Below are 17,967 nucleotides of genomic sequence, written 5' to 3' on the forward strand. Positions count from 1 at the left end.
CAACGAACGGACGATTACCGGGTAACATGATATCCAGCCGGTTAACGATCTGATGAAGCGGCTCCTTGCGCTCAAGGGCCATACCGACAATGCACCAGACCATCATTTCCAGAGGAAGGCGCCGTTTACGTAACGTGACGGTGCCGGATTCTTCAAGGCAGCGGGAAATCAGTTCCGGGTCAAGATAGTCGCCCAGAGAAGTCAGAGGGTTACGCAGAGAATCGTAACGGGATACCAGATCAAGAGCCTGTCCAGTGTGCATAAAAAAATCCGGAAACGGGTGAACATTTCCGGATTCTTACACAGCCACTGGATCGGTCAACCGATCCTTAAATGATCGGCATTAGGCACACTGGCCGGGTTTTTTACGTGCTTAACGCAGAATATCAGTCGCTACCAAACAGATCACGGGTATAGACTTTATCTGCCACGTCCGCCAGTTCTGCTGCCATGCGGTTAGAGATGATCACATCCGCTTCCTGCTTGAACGCATCCAGATCGCGAATCACGCGTGAATGGAAGAACTCATCTTCCTGCATTGCAGGTTCATAAATAATGACCTGCACACCCTTCGCTTTAATACGCTTCATGATCCCCTGAATGGACGAGGCGCGGAAGTTATCGGAACCACTCTTCATAATCAGACGATACACGCCCACCACTTTCGGCTGACGCGCGAGGATGGAATCAGAAATGAAATCCTTACGCGTGCGGTTGGCATCCACAATCGCTGAAATCAGGTTATTTGGCACAGCCTGATAGTTAGCCAGCAGCTGCTTGGTATCTTTTGGCAGGCAGTAACCACCGTAGCCAAATGACGGGTTGTTATAGTGGTTACCAATGCGCGGATCGAGACAAACACCTTCGATGATCTGGCGGGTGTTCAAACCCAGGCTCTCAGCGTAGCTGTCCAGTTCGTTGAAGTAAGCGACACGCATTGCCAGGTAGGTATTGGCGAAAAGCTTAATCGCCTCCGCTTCAGTGGAGTCGGTAAACAGTACCGGAATATCTTTCTTGATTGCACCTTCCTGCAGCAGCGCGGCGAAGCGCTCCGCGCGCTCAGAACGCTCACCAATCACGATACGGGAAGGATGCAGGTTATCGTATAACGCCCTGCCCTCGCGCAGGAACTCTGGCGAGAAGAAGACGTTATCGATGCCCAACTCTTCTTTGATGGATTTAGTGAAACCTACCGGAATGGTTGACTTGATAATCATCACCGCATTTGGGTTTATTGCGATAACGTCCCGGATTACTGCTTCTACCGTGGAGGTATTGAAGTAGTTAGTCTTGGGGTCGTAATCGGTAGGGGTCGCGATGATGACAAAATCCGCATTACGATAGGCATCTTCTTTATCAGTCGTTGCACGGAAATTCAGCGGCTTATTTGCCAGATACTCCTGGATTTCTTTGTCGACAATTGGGGACTTCTTCTGGTTAAGCATGTCCACTTTGGCCTGCACGATATCCAGTGCAACCACTTCATGGTTTTGTGCGATCAGAATGCCGTTTGAAAGCCCGACATAGCCCGTTCCGGAGATAGTTATTTTCATTCGTTTGACTTCTTCAGTATGAGTTTCTGGTGACAATCAAACCGTCACCACAATGATTAACTGGTGGTTTTTTATCGCTAACGCTATTTAACTGTCAAGGTTAAAGCTGAATGGATGAACGCTCTTCCGCCCCTCCGAGGGGTCCCGAACAAGGCTCAAAGTGCCTATCTTCTAGCAGCATTACTGCTTCTTTATGATGTAGCAGACTCATAACAAGCAGCTTCAAATCAGACTAATCCCTTAGCCAGATTTAGCAGGTATTGCCCATAGCCGGTCTTTTTCAAAGGCTCGGCAAGTGCACGGAGCTGTTCAACATTGATAAAGCCTCTGCGGAATGCAATCTCTTCAGGGCAAGATACTTTCAGCCCCTGACGCTCTTCAATAGTTGCGATGAAATTACTTGCCTCAATCATGCTCTGGTGCGTCCCGGTATCCAGCCATGCATAACCGCGTCGCATCATCGCGACGGATAATCTTCCCTGCTGCATGTAAAGACGGTTGATATCCGTTATTTCCAGCTCACCGCGTGCTGAGGGACTTAAGCTCTTCGCCATCTCAATGACATCATTGTCGTAAAAATAGAGGCCCGTTATTGCATAGTTACTTTTCGGCTGCTGAGGTTTTTCTTCAAGACCGATAGCAGTACCGTCTTTGTCGAATTCAACCACACCGTAACGTTCAGGATCGCTGACATGATAGGCAAATATGGTTGCCCCAATTTCCTGGCTGGCGGCCCCCTCCAGCAATCGAGGAAGATCGTGACCATAGAAAATATTATCGCCTAAAACCAGCGCACAGTTGTCCTCGCCGATAAATTTTTCGCCAAGAATAAACGCCTGAGCTAAACCATCCGGGCTAGGCTGTATCTTATATTGGAGGCGCAACCCCCATTGGCTACCATCACCCAGAAGTTGTTCAAAACGAGGGGTATCCTGCGGTGTACTAATGATAAGAATATCTTTGATACCAGCGAGCATCAGCGTTGAAAGCGGATAATAGATCATCGGCTTGTCATAGATGGGCAACAGCTGCTTACTCACCGCCATTGTGACGGGATAAAGGCGAGTACCCGAACCGCCCGCCAAGATAATACCTTTACGCTTCGCCATTACTTGCGCCCTCCATAATTCTGTTCAATCCAACTCTTATAGGCACCACTTTTAACATTCGAGACCCATTCCGAATTGTTTAAATACCACTCAACCGTTTTACGTATACCGCTCTCGAAGGTTTCCTTAGGTATCCAGCCTAGTTCACGACTAATTTTATGCGCATCTATTGCATAACGGCGGTCATGGCCAGGTCGGTCTGCAACATAGGTTATCTGCTCGTGATATGATTTTTCCTTCGGAACGATTTCATCCAGCAAATCACAAATAGTGTGTACAACTTCAATATTTTTCTTCTCGTTGTGACCACCGATATTATACGTTTCGCCGGTTTTACCTGTTGTCAGAACCGTATAAAGCGCACGGGCATGATCCTCCACATATAGCCAGTCGCGAATTTGATCTCCCTTCCCGTAAATCGGTAACGGTTTGTTCTCAATGGCATTAAGAATAACCAGCGGGATTAGTTTTTCCGGGAAGTGGAAAGGTCCATAATTGTTTGAGCAGTTAGTGACAATTGCTGGGAAGCCGTAAGTACGGATCCACGCCCGGACCAAATGATCGCTGGATGCTTTCGAGGCGGAATACGGACTACTCGGTGCGTATGATGTTGTTTCTGTGAAGAGCGGTAATGGCGCAGAATCAGTTTGCTCATCAGGATGAGGTAAATCACCATATACTTCATCCGTCGAAATGTGATGAAAACGGAACGCTGCTTTTGCCGCGTTATCCAGTGAAGACCAGTAAGCGCGGCAAATTTCCAGCAGGACGTAAGTACCGACAATATTAGTTTCAATAAACGCCGCTGGCCCGGTAATAGAACGATCGACATGGCTTTCCGCAGCCAGATGCATTACAGCATCTGGCTGATGAGAGGCAAAAATGCGTTCCATGGCAACTTTGTCACAGATATCAGCATGTTCAAATACGTAACGTGCGTTATTGCTGACTTCTCGCAAGGATTCAAGGTTACCGGCATAGGTCAATTTATCAACGTTAACAACGCTATCCCGTGTATTGCGAATAATGTGTCGGATAACCGCGGAGCCAATAAAACCGGCGCCACCAGTAACAAGAATTTTCACGCGATCTATTCCGTTAAAAAGTGAGTGGATTGGGCGGGATAAAAAAGCCCGGTATCGCTACCGGGCTTGATGGAATGGCAGAACTAATTAGATTAATCCAGCCATTCGGTGTGGAACACACCTTCTTTATCCGTACGTTTATACGTATGCGCACCGAAGTAGTCACGCTGCGCTTGGATCAGGTTGGCAGGCAGTACGGCAGCGCGATAGCTGTCGTAGTACGCCACTGCAGCGGAGAAGGTCGGCACAGGAATACCATTCTGTACAGCGTAAGCAACCACATCACGCAGTGCCTGCTGGTATTCGTCAGCAATCTTCTTAAAGTAAGGTGCCAGAAGCAGGTTCGCGATACCTGCATTTTCAGCATAGGCATCGGTGATTTTCTGCAGGAATTGGGCGCGGATGATGCAACCTGCACGGAAGATCTTCGCGATTTCACCGTAGTTCAGATCCCAGTTGTTTTCGTCAGAAGCCGCGCGCAACTGAGAGAAACCTTGCGCGTAAGAGACGATTTTGCCCAGGTACAGAGCACGACGAACCTTCTCAACGAATTCCGCTTTGTCACCAGCTGGTTTAGCCTGCGGACCAGACAGCACTTTGGAAGCCGCAACGCGCTGATCTTTCAGAGAAGAGATGTAGCGAGCAAATACGGATTCGGTGATCAGAGACAGCGGTTCGCCCAGGTCCAGAGAGCTCTGGCTGGTCCATTTGCCGGTACCTTTGTTCGCCGCTTCGTCAAGAATCACATCGACCAGGTATTTACCTTCTTCATCTTTTTTCGTGAAGATATCTTTGGTGATGTCGATCAGATAGCTGTTCAGCTCGCCTTTGTTCCACTCAGTGAAGGTCTCTGCGAGTTCTTCGTTGGAGAGGTTCAGGCCACCCTTCAGCAGAGAGTAGGCTTCAGCAATCAGCTGCATATCGCCGTATTCGATGCCGTTGTGAACCATCTTAACATAGTGGCCTGCACCGTCCGGACCGATATAGGTCACACACGGCTCACCATCTTCCGCAACCGCAGCGATTTTGATCAGGATTGGCGCAACCAGTTCATACGCTTCTTTCTGGCCGCCAGGCATGATAGATGGGCCTTTCAGCGCGCCCTCTTCACCACCGGAAACACCGGTACCGATGAAGTTGAAACCTTCGGCAGAGAGTTCACGGTTACGACGAATGGTGTCCTGGAAGAAGGTGTTACCACCATCAATGATGATGTCGCCTTTATCCAGATAAGGTTTCAGGGAATCGATGGCTGCATCGGTACCTGCGCCCGCTTTCACCATTAACAGGATACGACGAGGCGTTTCCAGAGATTCAACAAACTCTTTAACCGTATAGAAAGGAACCAGTTTCTTACCCGGATTCTCAGCGATGACTTCTTCGGTCTTATCACGGGAGCGGTTGAAAACGGAGACGGTATAACCACGGCTTTCGATGTTGAGCGCCAGGTTGCGCCCCATCACTGCCATACCGACAACGCCGATCTGTTGCTTGGACATTACATACTCCTGTCAGGTGTGGTCGCCGCGACTGTGCGCGGCTTGAAATGTGGTTAAGATGTTAACTCAGTATTAGGTGTCATGAATAGCTTTTGCTGATGTATGCCACCTGATTGCACAACTCCGACACAGCCAAGCCGCCAGAAATAAACTGGCGTAAGACTTCACTTCATGAGCAAAACAAGAATTTCTTGTGTCTTCTCTTCCATCAGCGCGGGGTCGGCGCGGGATTCCACGTTCAGGCGCACCACCGGCTCGGTATTGGACGAGCGCAGGTTAAAGCGCCACTGCGGGAACGCCATGCTGATACCGTCGGTACGGTCAATTTCCAGCGCGTGAATGGCAAAGTGCTGTTCCACGCGGGCAATGGCCTCAGCCGGCTGCGCCAGTTTGCTGTTGATCTCCCCGCTTGCCGGGAAGGCCGCCATACGGTCGCGCACCAGCTCGCCCAGGGTCTGACCTTTCAGGCACAGCAGTTCGGTCACCAGCAGCCACGGGATCATCCCGCTGTCGCAGTAGGCAAAATCGCGGAAGTAGTGATGGGCGCTCATCTCGCCGCCGTAGATGGCGTCTTCTTCGCGCATACGCTCTTTAATAAACGCGTGACCGGTTTTGGACATCACCGGCGTACCGCCTGCGGCAGACACCACGTCAACGGTGTTCCAGGAGAGGCGCGGGTCATGAATGATCTTCGCCCCCGGATTTTTCTCGAGGAACGCTTCCGCCAGCAGGCCGACAATGTAATAGCCTTCGATGAACTGCCCCTTCTCATCGAACAGGAAGCAGCGGTCGAAATCGCCGTCAAAGGCGATACCCATATCCGCACCGTGTTCAATCACCGCATTGCGGGTGTCGTCGCGGCACTCTGGCAGCAGCGGGTTCGGGATACCGTTCGGGAAGTTGCCGTCCGGGGTGTTGTGTACCTTGACGAAGGTCACCGGCACGTTCAGCGCCTTAAAGCGGGCTTCCAGGGCATCCACCACCGGGCCCGCCGCGCCGTTGCCGGAGTTGATGACCAGCTTCAGCGGCTTAAGGTTCGCCACGTTGATGTAACCCAGCAGGTGATCGATGTACTCTTTATGCAGATCGATCTGCTTGTAGCTGCCGCGTGCAGACTCGTTCACCGGCGGGAAGTCGTTGGCTTCCGCCAGACGCTGCACGTCGCGCAGGCCGGTATCGCCGCTGATAGGGCGCGCACCCTTGCGCACCAGCTTCATGCCGTTGTAATCCATCGGATTATGGCTGGCCGTGACTTCAATCCCGCCGTCCACGCCCAGGTGGAAGGTGGCAAAATAGATCTCTTCGGTACCGGAAAGGCCGATATCCAGCACGTCCACGCCCGCGTCCTGCAGCCCTTTCGCCAGCGCCAGCTTCAGGGATTCGCTGGTCAGACGCACGTCGCCACCCAGTACGATAGTTTTCGGTTTCAGGTATTCGCCGTACGCGCGGCCGATGCGCCACGCAATGTCTTCATTCAGCTCTTCACCCAGCTTGCCGCGAATATCGTAGGCTTTAAAACAGGTTAACTTTTCCATCATGACCCCTTTTTCAGGCAACAGTTGGCCCGCCCAATTAACAGGCAAAATATTTTTTATTCATTCGTAGGCCCGGTAAGCACAGCGCCACCGGGCATGATGCGAAGCGGTTACACCCGACCGTAGCGGTCCTGGAAACGGACAATATCGTCCTCTTCCAGATACGCGCCGGAGCGCACTTCAATTAAATCGAGAGGTATCTTCCCTGGGTTTTCCAGACAGTGTGTCGCCCCCAGCGGAATATAAATTGACTCATTTTCACCGAGCAGTTTCACTTCACCGTCGATGGTCACTTTGGCGGTACCCGCTACCACCACCCAGTGCTCGGCACGATGGTGATGCATCTGTACCGACAGGCCTTCGCCCGGCTTCACGGTAATGCGCTTCACCTGGTAACGTTCGCCCGCATCGATGGAGTCGTATTTGCCCCACGGGCGATATACTGTCTGGTGACTGCGATATTCTTGTCTATTGGAACGATTAAGTTGTTCAACGATATTTTTTACATCTTGACATTCAGATTTTTGGGTTATGAGTACTGCATCTTTTGTTTGAACAACAATAAGATTTTGCACTCCAACTGTAGCTATTAGAGCTGATTCTGAGTATATATAATTATTTATAGAGTTATGTGCTATAACATCACCATGTATAACATTATAATCTTCGTTTTTTTTGTCTATCTCCCATAGTGATGACCATGAACCAACATCACTCCAACCAGCATCAAGAGAAATAACTACACCCTTATCTGTTTTTTCCATAACTGCATAATCAATCGACTCAGACTTACATAATGAGAAGATTTCACGATCGATTCTTGTAAAATCTAAATCGTTTTGTGCGGATGCAACTGAAGCACAGCAGATGTCATATATATCGGGATGATATTTTTTCAACTCTTCAAGATAAGAAGATGCGCGGAATAAAAACATTCCACTATTCCACAAAAAACCCTTATTTTTAACATATTGCTGCGCAGTCTGGAGATCAGGTTTTTCTTTGAATGAATTAATTTCGTAAGCATCTTCCGCCAAAGAATTACCAATTTGGATATATCCATATCCAGTTTCAGGGTGGGTTGGCACTACGCCAAATGTAACAATTTTACCTTGTTTAGCTAAAGGTAAAGCATGCTTAATGGCAATTTTAAATTTATCAACATCTTTAATTACATGATCCGCCGCCAAAACAAGCAAAAGTGGATCATCGCCTTCACTTTCTTTTATTACTTTTTGAGAAAAAAAGGCGGAAAGAGCAACTGCTGGAGCTGTATTCTTGCCTATAGGTTCTAGAATAATCCCATTGACGTCAATATTAGCTTCTCGAAGTTGCTCAGCAACAATAAATCTATGCTCTTCATTGCAAATAACAACTGGTGAGGCATGGTCAATATCTTTCAAGCGGGAAATAGTATTTTGAAGTAAACTATTCTCATCCAATAAAGATAAAAACTGTTTAGGATATTGGCTCCTCGAAAGGGGCCATAAGCGCGAGCCTGTACCTCCAGCGATAACGATTGGTAGTATCATTTTATTTAACCAATAAGTTTAAAAAATTATCAACAATTGCAGACCATGAAAAATTTTTTATTGTATAACATGTTTTGCTTTCGCCTTTGATTTCAGTATCCTTGATTTCCTTCATTGCGTTAAGAATACTACCATGATCGAGGGGATCAAAATAATATGCATGTTCTTTAGCAATTTCATGGAAAACGTCAATATCACTACAAATAACATGGCAATCAAAATACATAGCTTCAATTAATGGCATACCGAAGCCTTCATACAGTGATGGGTTAACAAAACAGTAAGTTCGCTCGTAAATATTTTTTAATTCACTCTCAGATATTTTTTCTATAATAGTTACAAATTTATCAATTTGATATTTAGAAATCAAGGTCTCAATATGTTTTCTATAACCCAGATCACGACCTATAAGATATAATCTAGCATTCTGATCACAATTTTTCACATAGACAGAAAAAGCTTTAATTAAATTATCATGGTTTTTCCGCTTTTCAAATGTAGCTATATATAGAAAATCGATATCTTTTTTAGCTTTATTCCGCTTTACAGGATCAATTCCATTATATGATACAGCAATTTTATTAGGGTTAATATTGCAGTATTTAATTAATTGATTCTTGGTGAAAGAACTGACTGTTAATATATTAGGGACCATTCTCCATTGGATTTTTTGAAACAAACTTGATATTTTTTTTACTGCCGCACGATTAAAATCGGTGAAATTTCTAATATCGTGGACAAGCTGATAGTAATAATTACGTTTCGAAAAGATTAACGGGACCGGCATAAAATCATTAATAATCACTCCATCACGCCTATAAAAAATAAAAGTTAATTTTATACAATAGACAAGCCGACGAATAACAGAAGGCATTGAATCATAGCGAGGGAGAGTAATACTATTTTCAGCCCAATCAGGAGCTTCACCTTCTCTAACCAAAACAGTAAGATTTATATTTTCTCTTGATTGTAAGTTCTTCCCAAAAAAATCAAATCTCTTATTTGCACCAGTGACTCGATTTTTCTCATAATACAGTGAGCTAAGAATTATGTTCACAACACTCCTCATTCAAAGTGTAAGTATAGATTTTTAATTAGATGCAGTTTTAAGGTATTCTTCGATTATGATATTCTCATCGAATTTTTCCTGGGCTAATTTCCTAGCATCTACTTTCATTTTTATGAAGCTATTATAATCTAATTGCAGTACTTTATAAAATGCTTCCAATAAGCTTTCCAACGACTTTGGCTTGCATAAAAACCCTGTTACACCATCAATAACAGCATCGCGACACCCGATATTATCTGTAGTGATAATAATTTTTCCTGAAGCAGCAGCTTCTAGTAAAGATTTTGGAACGCCCTCACGGTAAAATGATGGCAAAACCACACAATCATAACCAATAAGAACTTCTGCCACATTATCAGAATGTCCCAAATATTCAATAACCCCTAATTCTTCCCAATTATTTATCTCCCTTTCATCAATAGCAAAGGGGTTGTTAGTAATTATTGGGCCTAAAAGAGAAAACTCAACATGGGGATATTTTTCTTTTATAATTTTTGCTGCTTCAGCATATAGCCTAATACCTTTTTGTTCAATCAATCTGGCCACAAGTAAAAATTTAATATGTTCTTCTTTAGTTATTTTTGTAGGTTTAAAAAACTCCAAATTAACACCAGAACCTAAAATTCGTTTAGTTTTAGCCTCGCAAACTATTTTTTCCTTGACAAAATAGTTATGATCCTCATTATTTTGAAAAAAAACAAAATCTGCTCTTTTCTGTGAAATTTTATATAAATTACTTAACAATTTTTTTTTCATACCTTCATTAATGAAGGCCGTGCCTAATCCAGCAATATTATTAACGACTTTCACTCTAGGGAAAAAATATGAAACAAGAGAACTGTATATATTAATCTTTGGTGTAAAGTTATAAATAATACTAGGTTTTATTTTAATGTATAACGATAATAAATGCACTAATGTGACAATATCATGACCTGGATTTAGTGAATTGCTACGTATATATAAATGATTAATTTTACAGCCTAATTCTTTTAACTGATATGAATATTTATCAGTAGGTGCTATAATAAAAACCTCGTATCCTTTTTCAATAAATTTTTTTATTGTACCTTTCCTAAAGTTATAAAGATACCATGCCGTATTTGAGGAAAAAACAACTTTCATAAATTACCACCGACAAAAAGGAACATCTGTAATAAATGAGTTACATCTTTTAATTTTATCTTTATCGATATCATAATACCCGAGCAAATAATCTAATGTGTATCCCCTGTAGTTTTCAGGCCTAGCAGGATCATTAAAATAGGAAATATTCACAGAGGCGATAATTAATAATATAGATAAGTAATTTACAATCCTATTTATTGTTAACAATCTTATTAAACTACGCAGGTAATATGCAGAAAGTAAACAATAGAATAGATTAAAGTACGGATTTAAACGATGCAGTATTGGGAAAAAATAAAATGACAAATGCAATAAAGAAGCAATAAAACTTCCATTCCAAAGAATGCGTTCAATTTCTGTTTCATATTTCGTTGCTACGAAATATCTAAATATGATCAATAAATTGACAATAGCGAGCAAGCCGAATGTTGGTTCGAATTTTGAAAAATATACTTTGATTTTTGCTGAGATAACAGCCCCAGGCGCTCCAAATAAAGATATTACATTTGAAAATAGTTCATTCGAAAGACTAAGTATTACTATACAAAATGCAGCACAGCTACCAAAGAAAATAACACTTTTTTTATTTTTCGTTACCAGAGGATAAAATAATAAAACCACAATGGCAGAAAAATGGAAACAAACAGCTAAAAATGCAATAATAATAAATCTAGTTTTCTCATTTTTTAATAATTTAAGAAAAGCAAATATAGATATAGCAAATGCCATTGCTTGTCTAATTTGATCATTAAATAGATCTATACCATTGATTACGATTAACAAGAAGACGAACAGGCATATATTAAAGTCAAACAACCCTCTTAGTTTTATTATAGCGAAATACAGTAATACCGATAATATAAAATAGTACATTGCTATAGATAAATAGAAATCAGTAAACAAATATTTCAGGATAAAAATCTCAGAGCCAAATAAAGGTTCATATGATGAAAGATAATCCATTACATCTGTATAAGTAATAAAGCCATAGTAATAATTAACCCAATCAATACCGTTAAAATACCCATCTATCATAAAAAACATCAATATAAAAATCATTAAGGTAAAAATGATTTTTTTTAAAAACGGCAGTTGCCAGCTTAATAAAACACATATGAACTGAAAGGTTAAGAAAATAATCCAATACATTATAATTTCTCATTTCTCAATACACTATCCCAGCATTCTGTGAATTTTTCACTTGTAAAAGCATTAGCCTTTAATTTAGCATTATTGGACATATTTACTCTTAAACTTTTTTGACTAATCATTAATCTCAGAGATTCAGCGAATATTTTAATGTTCTCATTTGGTACTAAAATCCCGTTTTCCATATCTAATATTTCAGAAGGCCCACAATCACAATCGAATGCAATCGCTGGAACGCCAAAAGACATAGCTTCAATGAGAACCAAACCAAATCCTTCATACCTGGACGGAAGACATAAAAAACCGCAACTTTGATAGTAATCAGTAATATTTTGTGTAGCAGCAATGAATTTTATCGACTTGTTTAAACTCAATTTTGTTGCTAATTGTTCTAAACTATCTTTTTTAGGACCACTCCCAATAATTGTTAAAGTCCAATCGGGAAATTCATTGTGAACCTTTTTCCAAGCCTGTAAAAGAAGATCAAAGCCCTTTTGATCTGTTAATCTTCCTACGCTTATTATATTCTTGCTGTCAGCAGGATAATCGTTATTAGTGATATGAAACTGCGAGGCATTATAGATAACCCGTAATTTGCTTTTTTTAAACAATAACTTTTCTTGCCAATATTTTTTATCTTTTTCGCTCAATACAACTATTTCATCTGAAAGCAATCCAGATAACTGCCTTGCTAATCTACGTGCTTTTACCCCAAGATCAATTTTAAAATTAAAATGTTCCCAGCATATATGACGAATATTAGTGAATAGCACAGCCGGTAAAGAATATATACATAATAATGAATCAACCGCAATTATAGTTTTTATTTCATTACTCTTTAAGTATTTTCGAAGTGCAAAAATTATCTTTAATCTTTCCAATTCTGAAGTTAATGATTCATGGTTACATAAACTTACTAAATTAATTTTATCGTTTAACTGAAAAAAAGGTTCGCTAGTTTTCAGTATTGTTACAATGTGGACTTCATAGTCAATATTTGTAAGTCCGTTTGCCAATAGAGTGATAATTCTTTCTGTACCACCGGAATTATGCAGGGCATTAATAAAGAGACAAATCTTTTTATTTTTCATTTAATAAACTCTAGATTTAATGGCTTTACATATACAAAAAGAAAATTATGAATTGAATAGGGTGTTTAATTTCTTTTTTAACCATGAAAATGTACTTGACATGCGATAATATCTTATAGTTAACAATTTTGACCGTTTTATTCTATATTTTACATCCACAGAACTGTTATCATTTAAAATGTCGTTTGCAATGAGTTTTGTTTGTTCTAAAGTTTTAAAGTATCCGTAAACATTGTTACTAATAAATTTGAGATAACTAAATGTACGTACTCTCGAATTAAGCAAAAGGATTTTTATATCGGTATCAACCTGTTTATTTGTATATTTCTTAAACTTTTGCAATGCGTATATTATATCAAGATAATCACATTCTTTTACGCTCTTAGTTATACTATTAGGAGTGTGTCTATAACCAATCAATGGTTTGTTTATGCTATAAATAACCTTTGCCTTAAGATAAAGATAAGGAGTAAACATTATATCTTCATATCTTCGCCCATCTTCAAAGTATTCAAAGCTAATAATTTTTTTACTGTAAATTCTACCCCAAACATACCATTGATTGAACTCAAACACAGGCATCAAATCCATTTTTTTATTGATTACTTTTTGACCTGAGTAGGAGCATAAATTAAAAGCCTCAGTAGATTCTTTAGTAAACCGATATGCATCTATCTCAATGATATCAGGTCTGAATTCTAAGATAGCATTCGAAACCTCGTTTATGTACTCTGGAAAAAGAACATCATCACCATCCAAAAATGCAATATATTCTCCTTGTGCTATTTTTAAACCAGCGTTTCTGGCACCTGATAGCCCGGCATTGAGTTGATTTATTACTTTTATATTTTTCTTACCTGCACATAAAGATTTAATAATATTCTTTGTGCAATCAGTAGAACCATCATTAACAATGATAACTTCAGTTTTCACATCCAACTGAATAAATACAGAGTCTAAACATTCCTTTATATAACTTTCAACATTGTAGCATGGTATTATAATACTTAATGTAATATCACTCATGGCTTTTCCATATTTTTTTCAGATAACCTTTTTTTAATGTAATTATTAATAGCAAAATAAAGGTAAGGGTTTCTGTAATAAGTATAGACAATGATGCTCCAGATGCACCATATAAAGAACAAAGAGGAATAGCATATGATAAATGCAATAAACCTGTAAAAATAGGAAGCTTTGCATAAATTTTATTATGGCCGAGAGGTAAAAGCACATAGTTGCATAAAATTACAGATGATACTATCAAAATTATCATTGGAGACATTAATTTTAGAATCATGATAGATTCGTCAAATTCTCTGCCAAGCATAATGTTTGAAATATATGCCGAGCATAAATAAAACATTATGCTCGCAATTAAAGCTAAACCACCTTGTATCAGAATTATCTTTTTAACAAAAGAAAATCCAGCCTCTCTAGATTCTTTGAAAAGAGCATTAACTCTTGGATATAAAGCACCACCCAGAATCAAGAAAGCGCCCATTAAAGCCTGCCTTAATTTATCAGCAGCGATATATATACCTACCTGCTCAACATGACTCACCATTCCCAATATAAATGGATTGCTCATTGTGTATAAACTCATGGCAATACTTCCGATAAATATTGGCGTTGATTGAATTAACGTGCCAACGATTTCAGATATTCGAAATCTACATTTCAAAACAACATAGTTAGTTTTATAAACAAAATAAATAGATATTACTCCTGCTACGAAAGCCGTTCCTCCCTGAATTAAAGCCGCAATATTAATATCGTTCGGCTCTTGAACAAAGATAAATGTCAAGGGGATACTCAACCCTCTTGCTAAAATATAACTTATCGTAACAGAGGACATTTTTTCAACGCCCTGGAAAAACCAAACGGGTAACAACATCGCTCCTACTAGCTGTAAGGATAATATATGCAGCAAAGGCTTAATAATGTGAAATTGCTCAACCCTGTATGAAAGGAAAAAAACCAAACTGATAGATAATAACAATAAGACAGCTTTAGCTAGCATGGTTTTAAAAAATATAGCGCTAATTTCTTCTTTTGTTTTGCTACTTACTGCTATCGCTTTTGATGCTGTGAGGTTAAATCCGAAATCAATAAATAGGCAAAAATATTGAATAACACTGGTTGCCAGCCCTATTTCCCCGTATTCTGCAGGCCCTAACACTCTGACCAGATAAGGGAAAATAATGAGCGGAATGAGATAATTTGAGCCCTGTAGTATAAAAAGCGAAAATATATTTTTTTTTAGTCCTGTCATTTACTTCTCTTTAGTTTTAAGAAAATTTAATCACATATAATAAAAGATTAATCATAAAATAATGATTTTCCTCTGTAATTAGTTTCGCAATATAACTAACAAAATATTATTACTTTTGTTGAAAAGCTAATTTAAAGTCTATTTACGAGGCGATTTTTGTAAAATTTAGGGAAAAGAGGAATGCTACCGCCCCTGGCTTAACAGCTACCAGTGCACTGAACGAGGGTGAAATGTTCCATTTGTTGAAGTCCGACACCGAACTCTACTGGCGCTGGACAACTGCAAAAACTGCCGTTAATTGTCGTCCTAAATGACCTCAGAAACAAGCACAAATCGTTACAAATCTGACCAGATTTAAATCAGATAAATCCATGTTATCATTAGAATTAATAACAAAAAACGGCAGCTACCATTTTGGTTATGTTTCAACATACCCAAATGATGACTGCCGCTTGTGCAAATCAAGTAAGATAAAATCAGTCGTTAGCTAACAACTTCTCAATACGGCTTCTGAACTTCGCCCCTTCCTTCAGGTTGCGCAGCCCATAGTTCACAAACGCCTGCATGTAGCCCAGCTTCTTACCGCAGTCGTAGCTCTCACCGGTCATCAGCATCGCGTCAACAGACTGCTTTTTCGCCAGCTCGGCAATGGCATCGGTCAACTGGATACGGTCCCAGGCGCCTGGTTCGGTTTTTTCCAGCTCGGCCCAGATATCCGCGTTCAGGACATAACGACCAACCGCCATCAGGTCAGAATCCAGCGTCTGCGGCTGATCCGGTTTTTCGATGAACTCAACGATGCGGCTCACCTGCCCTTCTGTCTCCAGCGCTTCTTTAGTCTGGATAACAGAGTATTCGGACAGATCGCCTTTCATGCGTTTCGCCAGCACCTGGCTGCGGCCTGTTTCGTTGAAACGCGCCACCATCGCCGCCAGGTTATAGCGCAGCGGATCCGCAGAAGCGGTATCGATGATGATATCCGGCAGGACCACGATAAACGGGTTGTCGCCCACGACAGGGCGAGCACACAGGATGGAGTGGCCCAGGCCCAGCGGCTGCGCCTGACGCACGTTCATGATGGTCACGCCAGGAGGACAAATGGACTGCACTTCCGCCAGCAGTTGACGTTTAACACGCTGCTCCAGCAGCGCTTCGAGTTCGTAAGAGGTGTCGAAGTGGTTTTCAACCGCATTCTTGGACGAGTGCGTAACCAGAACGATTTCTTTGATCCCTGCAGCAACAATCTCGTCGACGATGTATTGAATCATCGGCTTGTCGACGATCGGTAGCATCTCTTTAGGAATGGCTTTTGTGGCTGGCAGCATATGCATGCCCAGTCCTGCTACCGGAATGACTGCTTTCAAATTAATCATTATTTCTTCCACCTTAAAATGGTTGACGAATTATAGCTCTTAAACCTGTTTTCGCCAGTATGATTTGCCGTAATCCTGTAATGATATTACGCCTTAGCACCACAAATTACAGTAGTTGTAATCTGAATAGAATGCGATTCCGTGCCAGGAATAGTCGCAAAAAGCCCACTGACGATTATCTGTGCGGCAGCGCAAAATTCAGCCGTTCCGTATTCACCACATGCTGATCCACCCGGTCAATATCCACCGAGCTCTGCCCTTTCTCATTCACTGCTTTGATGTTTGCCAGCGACAGCAACGTCTCGTCTTTCGCCATAAACTTACCCCGCACATCCTTACGCAGGTCGAAGTTCAGCTTCAGCGCGGGTCCGATTGCTGCTTCCTGCATCACGTTGATATTGCGTAAGAAAAGGTGCTGAGGTTTGTTATGCAGTTCAAGCGTCGCGCGCTGCATCTCGACGTTGGTGATGGCCACAAACGAGGTCGCATTACCGGATGAAATTTGTATGCCGCGCAGCTTATAGGCAAGCTGGCTATTATCCAGACGAATATCGTTAAGCTTGAAGTTCTGCGGAATCGACAGGTAGTCACCTTTGATCACGCCGTAACCGATTAACATGCCGGCACTATTGACCATATCGACATTATCAATAACGAAATTATCACAGCCATAAATTGCTACCGTGGCATTGTCTATTCCCGCCTTTTTACTGAAATCAGGCGTAATATTTTTGGCCTTAATATTGCGGATAATAAAGTGTTTACCGTTCTCAACGTGCACCAGCTGGCGGCAATTGCTGCCAGTGATATTGGCAACCACAAAGTTCTTCACGGTCTGTTTTTCCGGGTAGTCGTTGTCGTAGGTACTGCCCGCAAGGCCAATACCAATCCCCCAGTTAATCTTCCCGTTGGTGCAGTTGATGTTGTCGATCACATGGTCGGAGATCAGAATATTGCGGTCATTGATGGCCACATTCCACTCGATCGCATCGCCCTGCAGGTGGCTGAATTTGCTGTTGGTGATGCGGGCGCCATCCACCTGGTTATGAAACCCCTGGCGCAGGATGGCGTAATTGGCCTGGCTCACGCGGATGTTATCAATGACCAGATTACGCATCACGCTGGGCTTTTTGCCGCCAATGTAGATTTGCGTTACCGGGCCAAATCCGCTCATCGCCAGCCCTTTGATGACACAGTCAGAGCCACGAACGTCAAGGGTAATATTTTCGGTACGGCCTTCGCCCTCACCGATGACTTTGCTGCCCTCCTGCAGAACAAAGCGCCCCCGGCCATTGCCGGTTAACGCCCCGCGAATCAGCAGCGTTTTGCCGCCAGGAATGAAAATGCCCGTGTTGATGTTTTTGCAGGTGAGCCCTGCAGGCACAACGACGGTGTCGCCTTCGTTAAACGCCTGCTTAAAGGCGGCGATCCAGTCGTTGTTATTGTACTGATTTACAGAGACCGTCTTGCCGGTTGCCGCCCGCGCAACGCGGGACGACAGCAGCGGCATTGCCGCCAGGACGGACAGAGAAGAGACAAAGCTGCGTCGGGTAATCTTTTTCAGCATAC

Annotated in this window: 15 protein-coding genes; all 15 read right to left on the bottom strand. The window is 42.1% G+C overall.

Annotation, left to right across the window (positions count from 1 at the left end; genetic code table 11):
• Positions 1-262: transposase domain-containing protein (locus PUZ33_RS17495; RefSeq protein WP_274205351.1), on the bottom strand; the 262-nt coding region annotated here is incomplete at its 3' end.
• A 124-nt stretch (positions 263-386) separates the two neighbouring features.
• Positions 387-1,553: a UDP-glucose 6-dehydrogenase gene (ugd, locus tag PUZ33_RS17500; RefSeq protein WP_058681269.1), complete on the bottom strand. Its 1,167-nt coding sequence runs from the start codon at positions 1,551-1,553 to the stop codon at positions 387-389.
• 227 nt (positions 1,554-1,780) lie between these two features.
• Complete coding sequence (gene rfbA / locus PUZ33_RS17505; RefSeq protein ID WP_058681268.1) at positions 1,781-2,662, bottom strand: glucose-1-phosphate thymidylyltransferase RfbA; 882 nt, start codon at positions 2,660-2,662, stop codon at positions 1,781-1,783.
• Complete coding sequence (rfbB, locus tag PUZ33_RS17510; RefSeq protein WP_062676691.1) at positions 2,662-3,747, bottom strand: dTDP-glucose 4,6-dehydratase; 1,086 nt, start codon at positions 3,745-3,747, stop codon at positions 2,662-2,664. Before rfbB ends, rfbA begins: the two co-directional genes overlap by 1 nt.
• A 92-nt stretch (positions 3,748-3,839) precedes the next feature.
• The gene (gene gndA, locus PUZ33_RS17515) at positions 3,840-5,246 is read right to left on the bottom strand and encodes an NADP-dependent phosphogluconate dehydrogenase (protein ID WP_058681266.1); all 1,407 of its coding nucleotides are present in this window, start codon (positions 5,244-5,246) and stop codon (positions 3,840-3,842) included.
• A gap of 164 nt (positions 5,247-5,410) precedes the next feature.
• Positions 5,411-6,781 carry a colanic acid biosynthesis phosphomannomutase CpsG gene (gene cpsG / locus PUZ33_RS17520; RefSeq protein WP_062676690.1) on the bottom strand — a complete coding sequence of 457 codons (1,371 nt, stop codon included), beginning with the start codon at positions 6,779-6,781 and terminating at the stop codon, positions 5,411-5,413.
• Positions 6,782-6,891: 110 nt separating this feature from the next.
• Positions 6,892-8,313: a mannose-1-phosphate guanylyltransferase/mannose-6-phosphate isomerase gene (locus tag PUZ33_RS17525; protein ID WP_062676689.1), complete on the bottom strand. Its 1,422-nt coding sequence runs from the start codon at positions 8,311-8,313 to the stop codon at positions 6,892-6,894.
• A 1-nt stretch (position 8,314) separates the two neighbouring features.
• On the bottom strand, positions 8,315-9,370 hold the full coding sequence (locus tag PUZ33_RS17530) for a glycosyltransferase family 4 protein (RefSeq protein ID WP_058681650.1): 1,056 nt from the start codon (positions 9,368-9,370) through the stop codon (positions 8,315-8,317).
• A gap of 33 nt (positions 9,371-9,403) precedes the next feature.
• Complete coding sequence (locus PUZ33_RS17535) at positions 9,404-10,507, bottom strand: glycosyltransferase family 4 protein (protein ID WP_062676688.1); 1,104 nt, start codon at positions 10,505-10,507, stop codon at positions 9,404-9,406.
• A 3-nt stretch (positions 10,508-10,510) separates the two neighbouring features.
• Complete coding sequence (locus PUZ33_RS17540) at positions 10,511-11,659, bottom strand: EpsG family protein (RefSeq protein WP_058681406.1); 1,149 nt, start codon at positions 11,657-11,659, stop codon at positions 10,511-10,513.
• Positions 11,659-12,750: a glycosyltransferase family 4 protein gene (locus PUZ33_RS17545; protein WP_058681407.1), complete on the bottom strand. Its 1,092-nt coding sequence runs from the start codon at positions 12,748-12,750 to the stop codon at positions 11,659-11,661. Before PUZ33_RS17545 ends, PUZ33_RS17540 begins: the two co-directional genes overlap by 1 nt.
• 45 nt (positions 12,751-12,795) lie before the next feature.
• On the bottom strand, positions 12,796-13,776 hold the full coding sequence (locus PUZ33_RS17550; RefSeq protein ID WP_058681408.1) for a glycosyltransferase family 2 protein: 981 nt from the start codon (positions 13,774-13,776) through the stop codon (positions 12,796-12,798).
• Positions 13,769-15,025, bottom strand: a complete 1,257-nt coding sequence (locus PUZ33_RS17555) for an oligosaccharide flippase family protein (RefSeq protein WP_058681409.1) — start codon at positions 15,023-15,025, stop codon at positions 13,769-13,771. Before PUZ33_RS17555 ends, PUZ33_RS17550 begins: the two co-directional genes overlap by 8 nt.
• 476 nt (positions 15,026-15,501) lie before the next feature.
• Positions 15,502-16,398 carry a GalU regulator GalF gene (galF, locus tag PUZ33_RS17560; RefSeq protein ID WP_013097865.1) on the bottom strand — a complete coding sequence of 299 codons (897 nt, stop codon included), beginning with the start codon at positions 16,396-16,398 and terminating at the stop codon, positions 15,502-15,504.
• A gap of 175 nt (positions 16,399-16,573) precedes the next feature.
• A complete protein-coding gene (gene wcaM, locus PUZ33_RS17565) occupies positions 16,574-17,965 on the bottom strand; it encodes a colanic acid biosynthesis protein WcaM (RefSeq protein WP_058681410.1) in 1,392 nt (463 codons plus the stop codon).
• Positions 17,966-17,967 lie beyond the last annotated feature (2 nt).

Source organism: Enterobacter cloacae complex sp. 2022EL-00981 (assembly GCF_028737495.1).
In the GTDB taxonomy this organism is placed as follows: Bacteria; Pseudomonadota; Gammaproteobacteria; order Enterobacterales; family Enterobacteriaceae; genus Enterobacter; species Enterobacter cloacae.

Coding starts and splice junctions, on each gene's coding strand:
- PUZ33_RS17545 (WP_058681407.1), bottom strand. CDS start 12,750: ATGAAAAATAAAAAGATTTGTCTCTTTATTAATGCCCTGCATAATTCC.
- galF (WP_013097865.1), bottom strand. CDS start 16,398: ATGATTAATTTGAAAGCAGTCATTCCGGTAGCAGGACTGGGCATGCAT.
- cpsG (WP_062676690.1), bottom strand. CDS start 6,781: ATGGAAAAGTTAACCTGTTTTAAAGCCTACGATATTCGCGGCAAGCTG.
- gndA (WP_058681266.1), bottom strand. CDS start 5,246: ATGTCCAAGCAACAGATCGGCGTTGTCGGTATGGCAGTGATGGGGCGC.
- rfbA (WP_058681268.1), bottom strand. CDS start 2,662: ATGGCGAAGCGTAAAGGTATTATCTTGGCGGGCGGTTCGGGTACTCGC.
- wcaM (WP_058681410.1), bottom strand. CDS start 17,965: ATGCTGAAAAAGATTACCCGACGCAGCTTTGTCTCTTCTCTGTCCGTC.
- PUZ33_RS17535 (WP_062676688.1), bottom strand. CDS start 10,507: ATGAAAGTTGTTTTTTCCTCAAATACGGCATGGTATCTTTATAACTTT.
- PUZ33_RS17555 (WP_058681409.1), bottom strand. CDS start 15,025: ATGACAGGACTAAAAAAAAATATATTTTCGCTTTTTATACTACAGGGC.
- PUZ33_RS17540 (WP_058681406.1), bottom strand. CDS start 11,659: ATGTATTGGATTATTTTCTTAACCTTTCAGTTCATATGTGTTTTATTA.
- PUZ33_RS17550 (WP_058681408.1), bottom strand. CDS start 13,776: ATGAGTGATATTACATTAAGTATTATAATACCATGCTACAATGTTGAA.
- PUZ33_RS17525 (WP_062676689.1), bottom strand. CDS start 8,313: ATGATACTACCAATCGTTATCGCTGGAGGTACAGGCTCGCGCTTATGG.
- ugd (WP_058681269.1), bottom strand. CDS start 1,553: ATGAAAATAACTATCTCCGGAACGGGCTATGTCGGGCTTTCAAACGGC.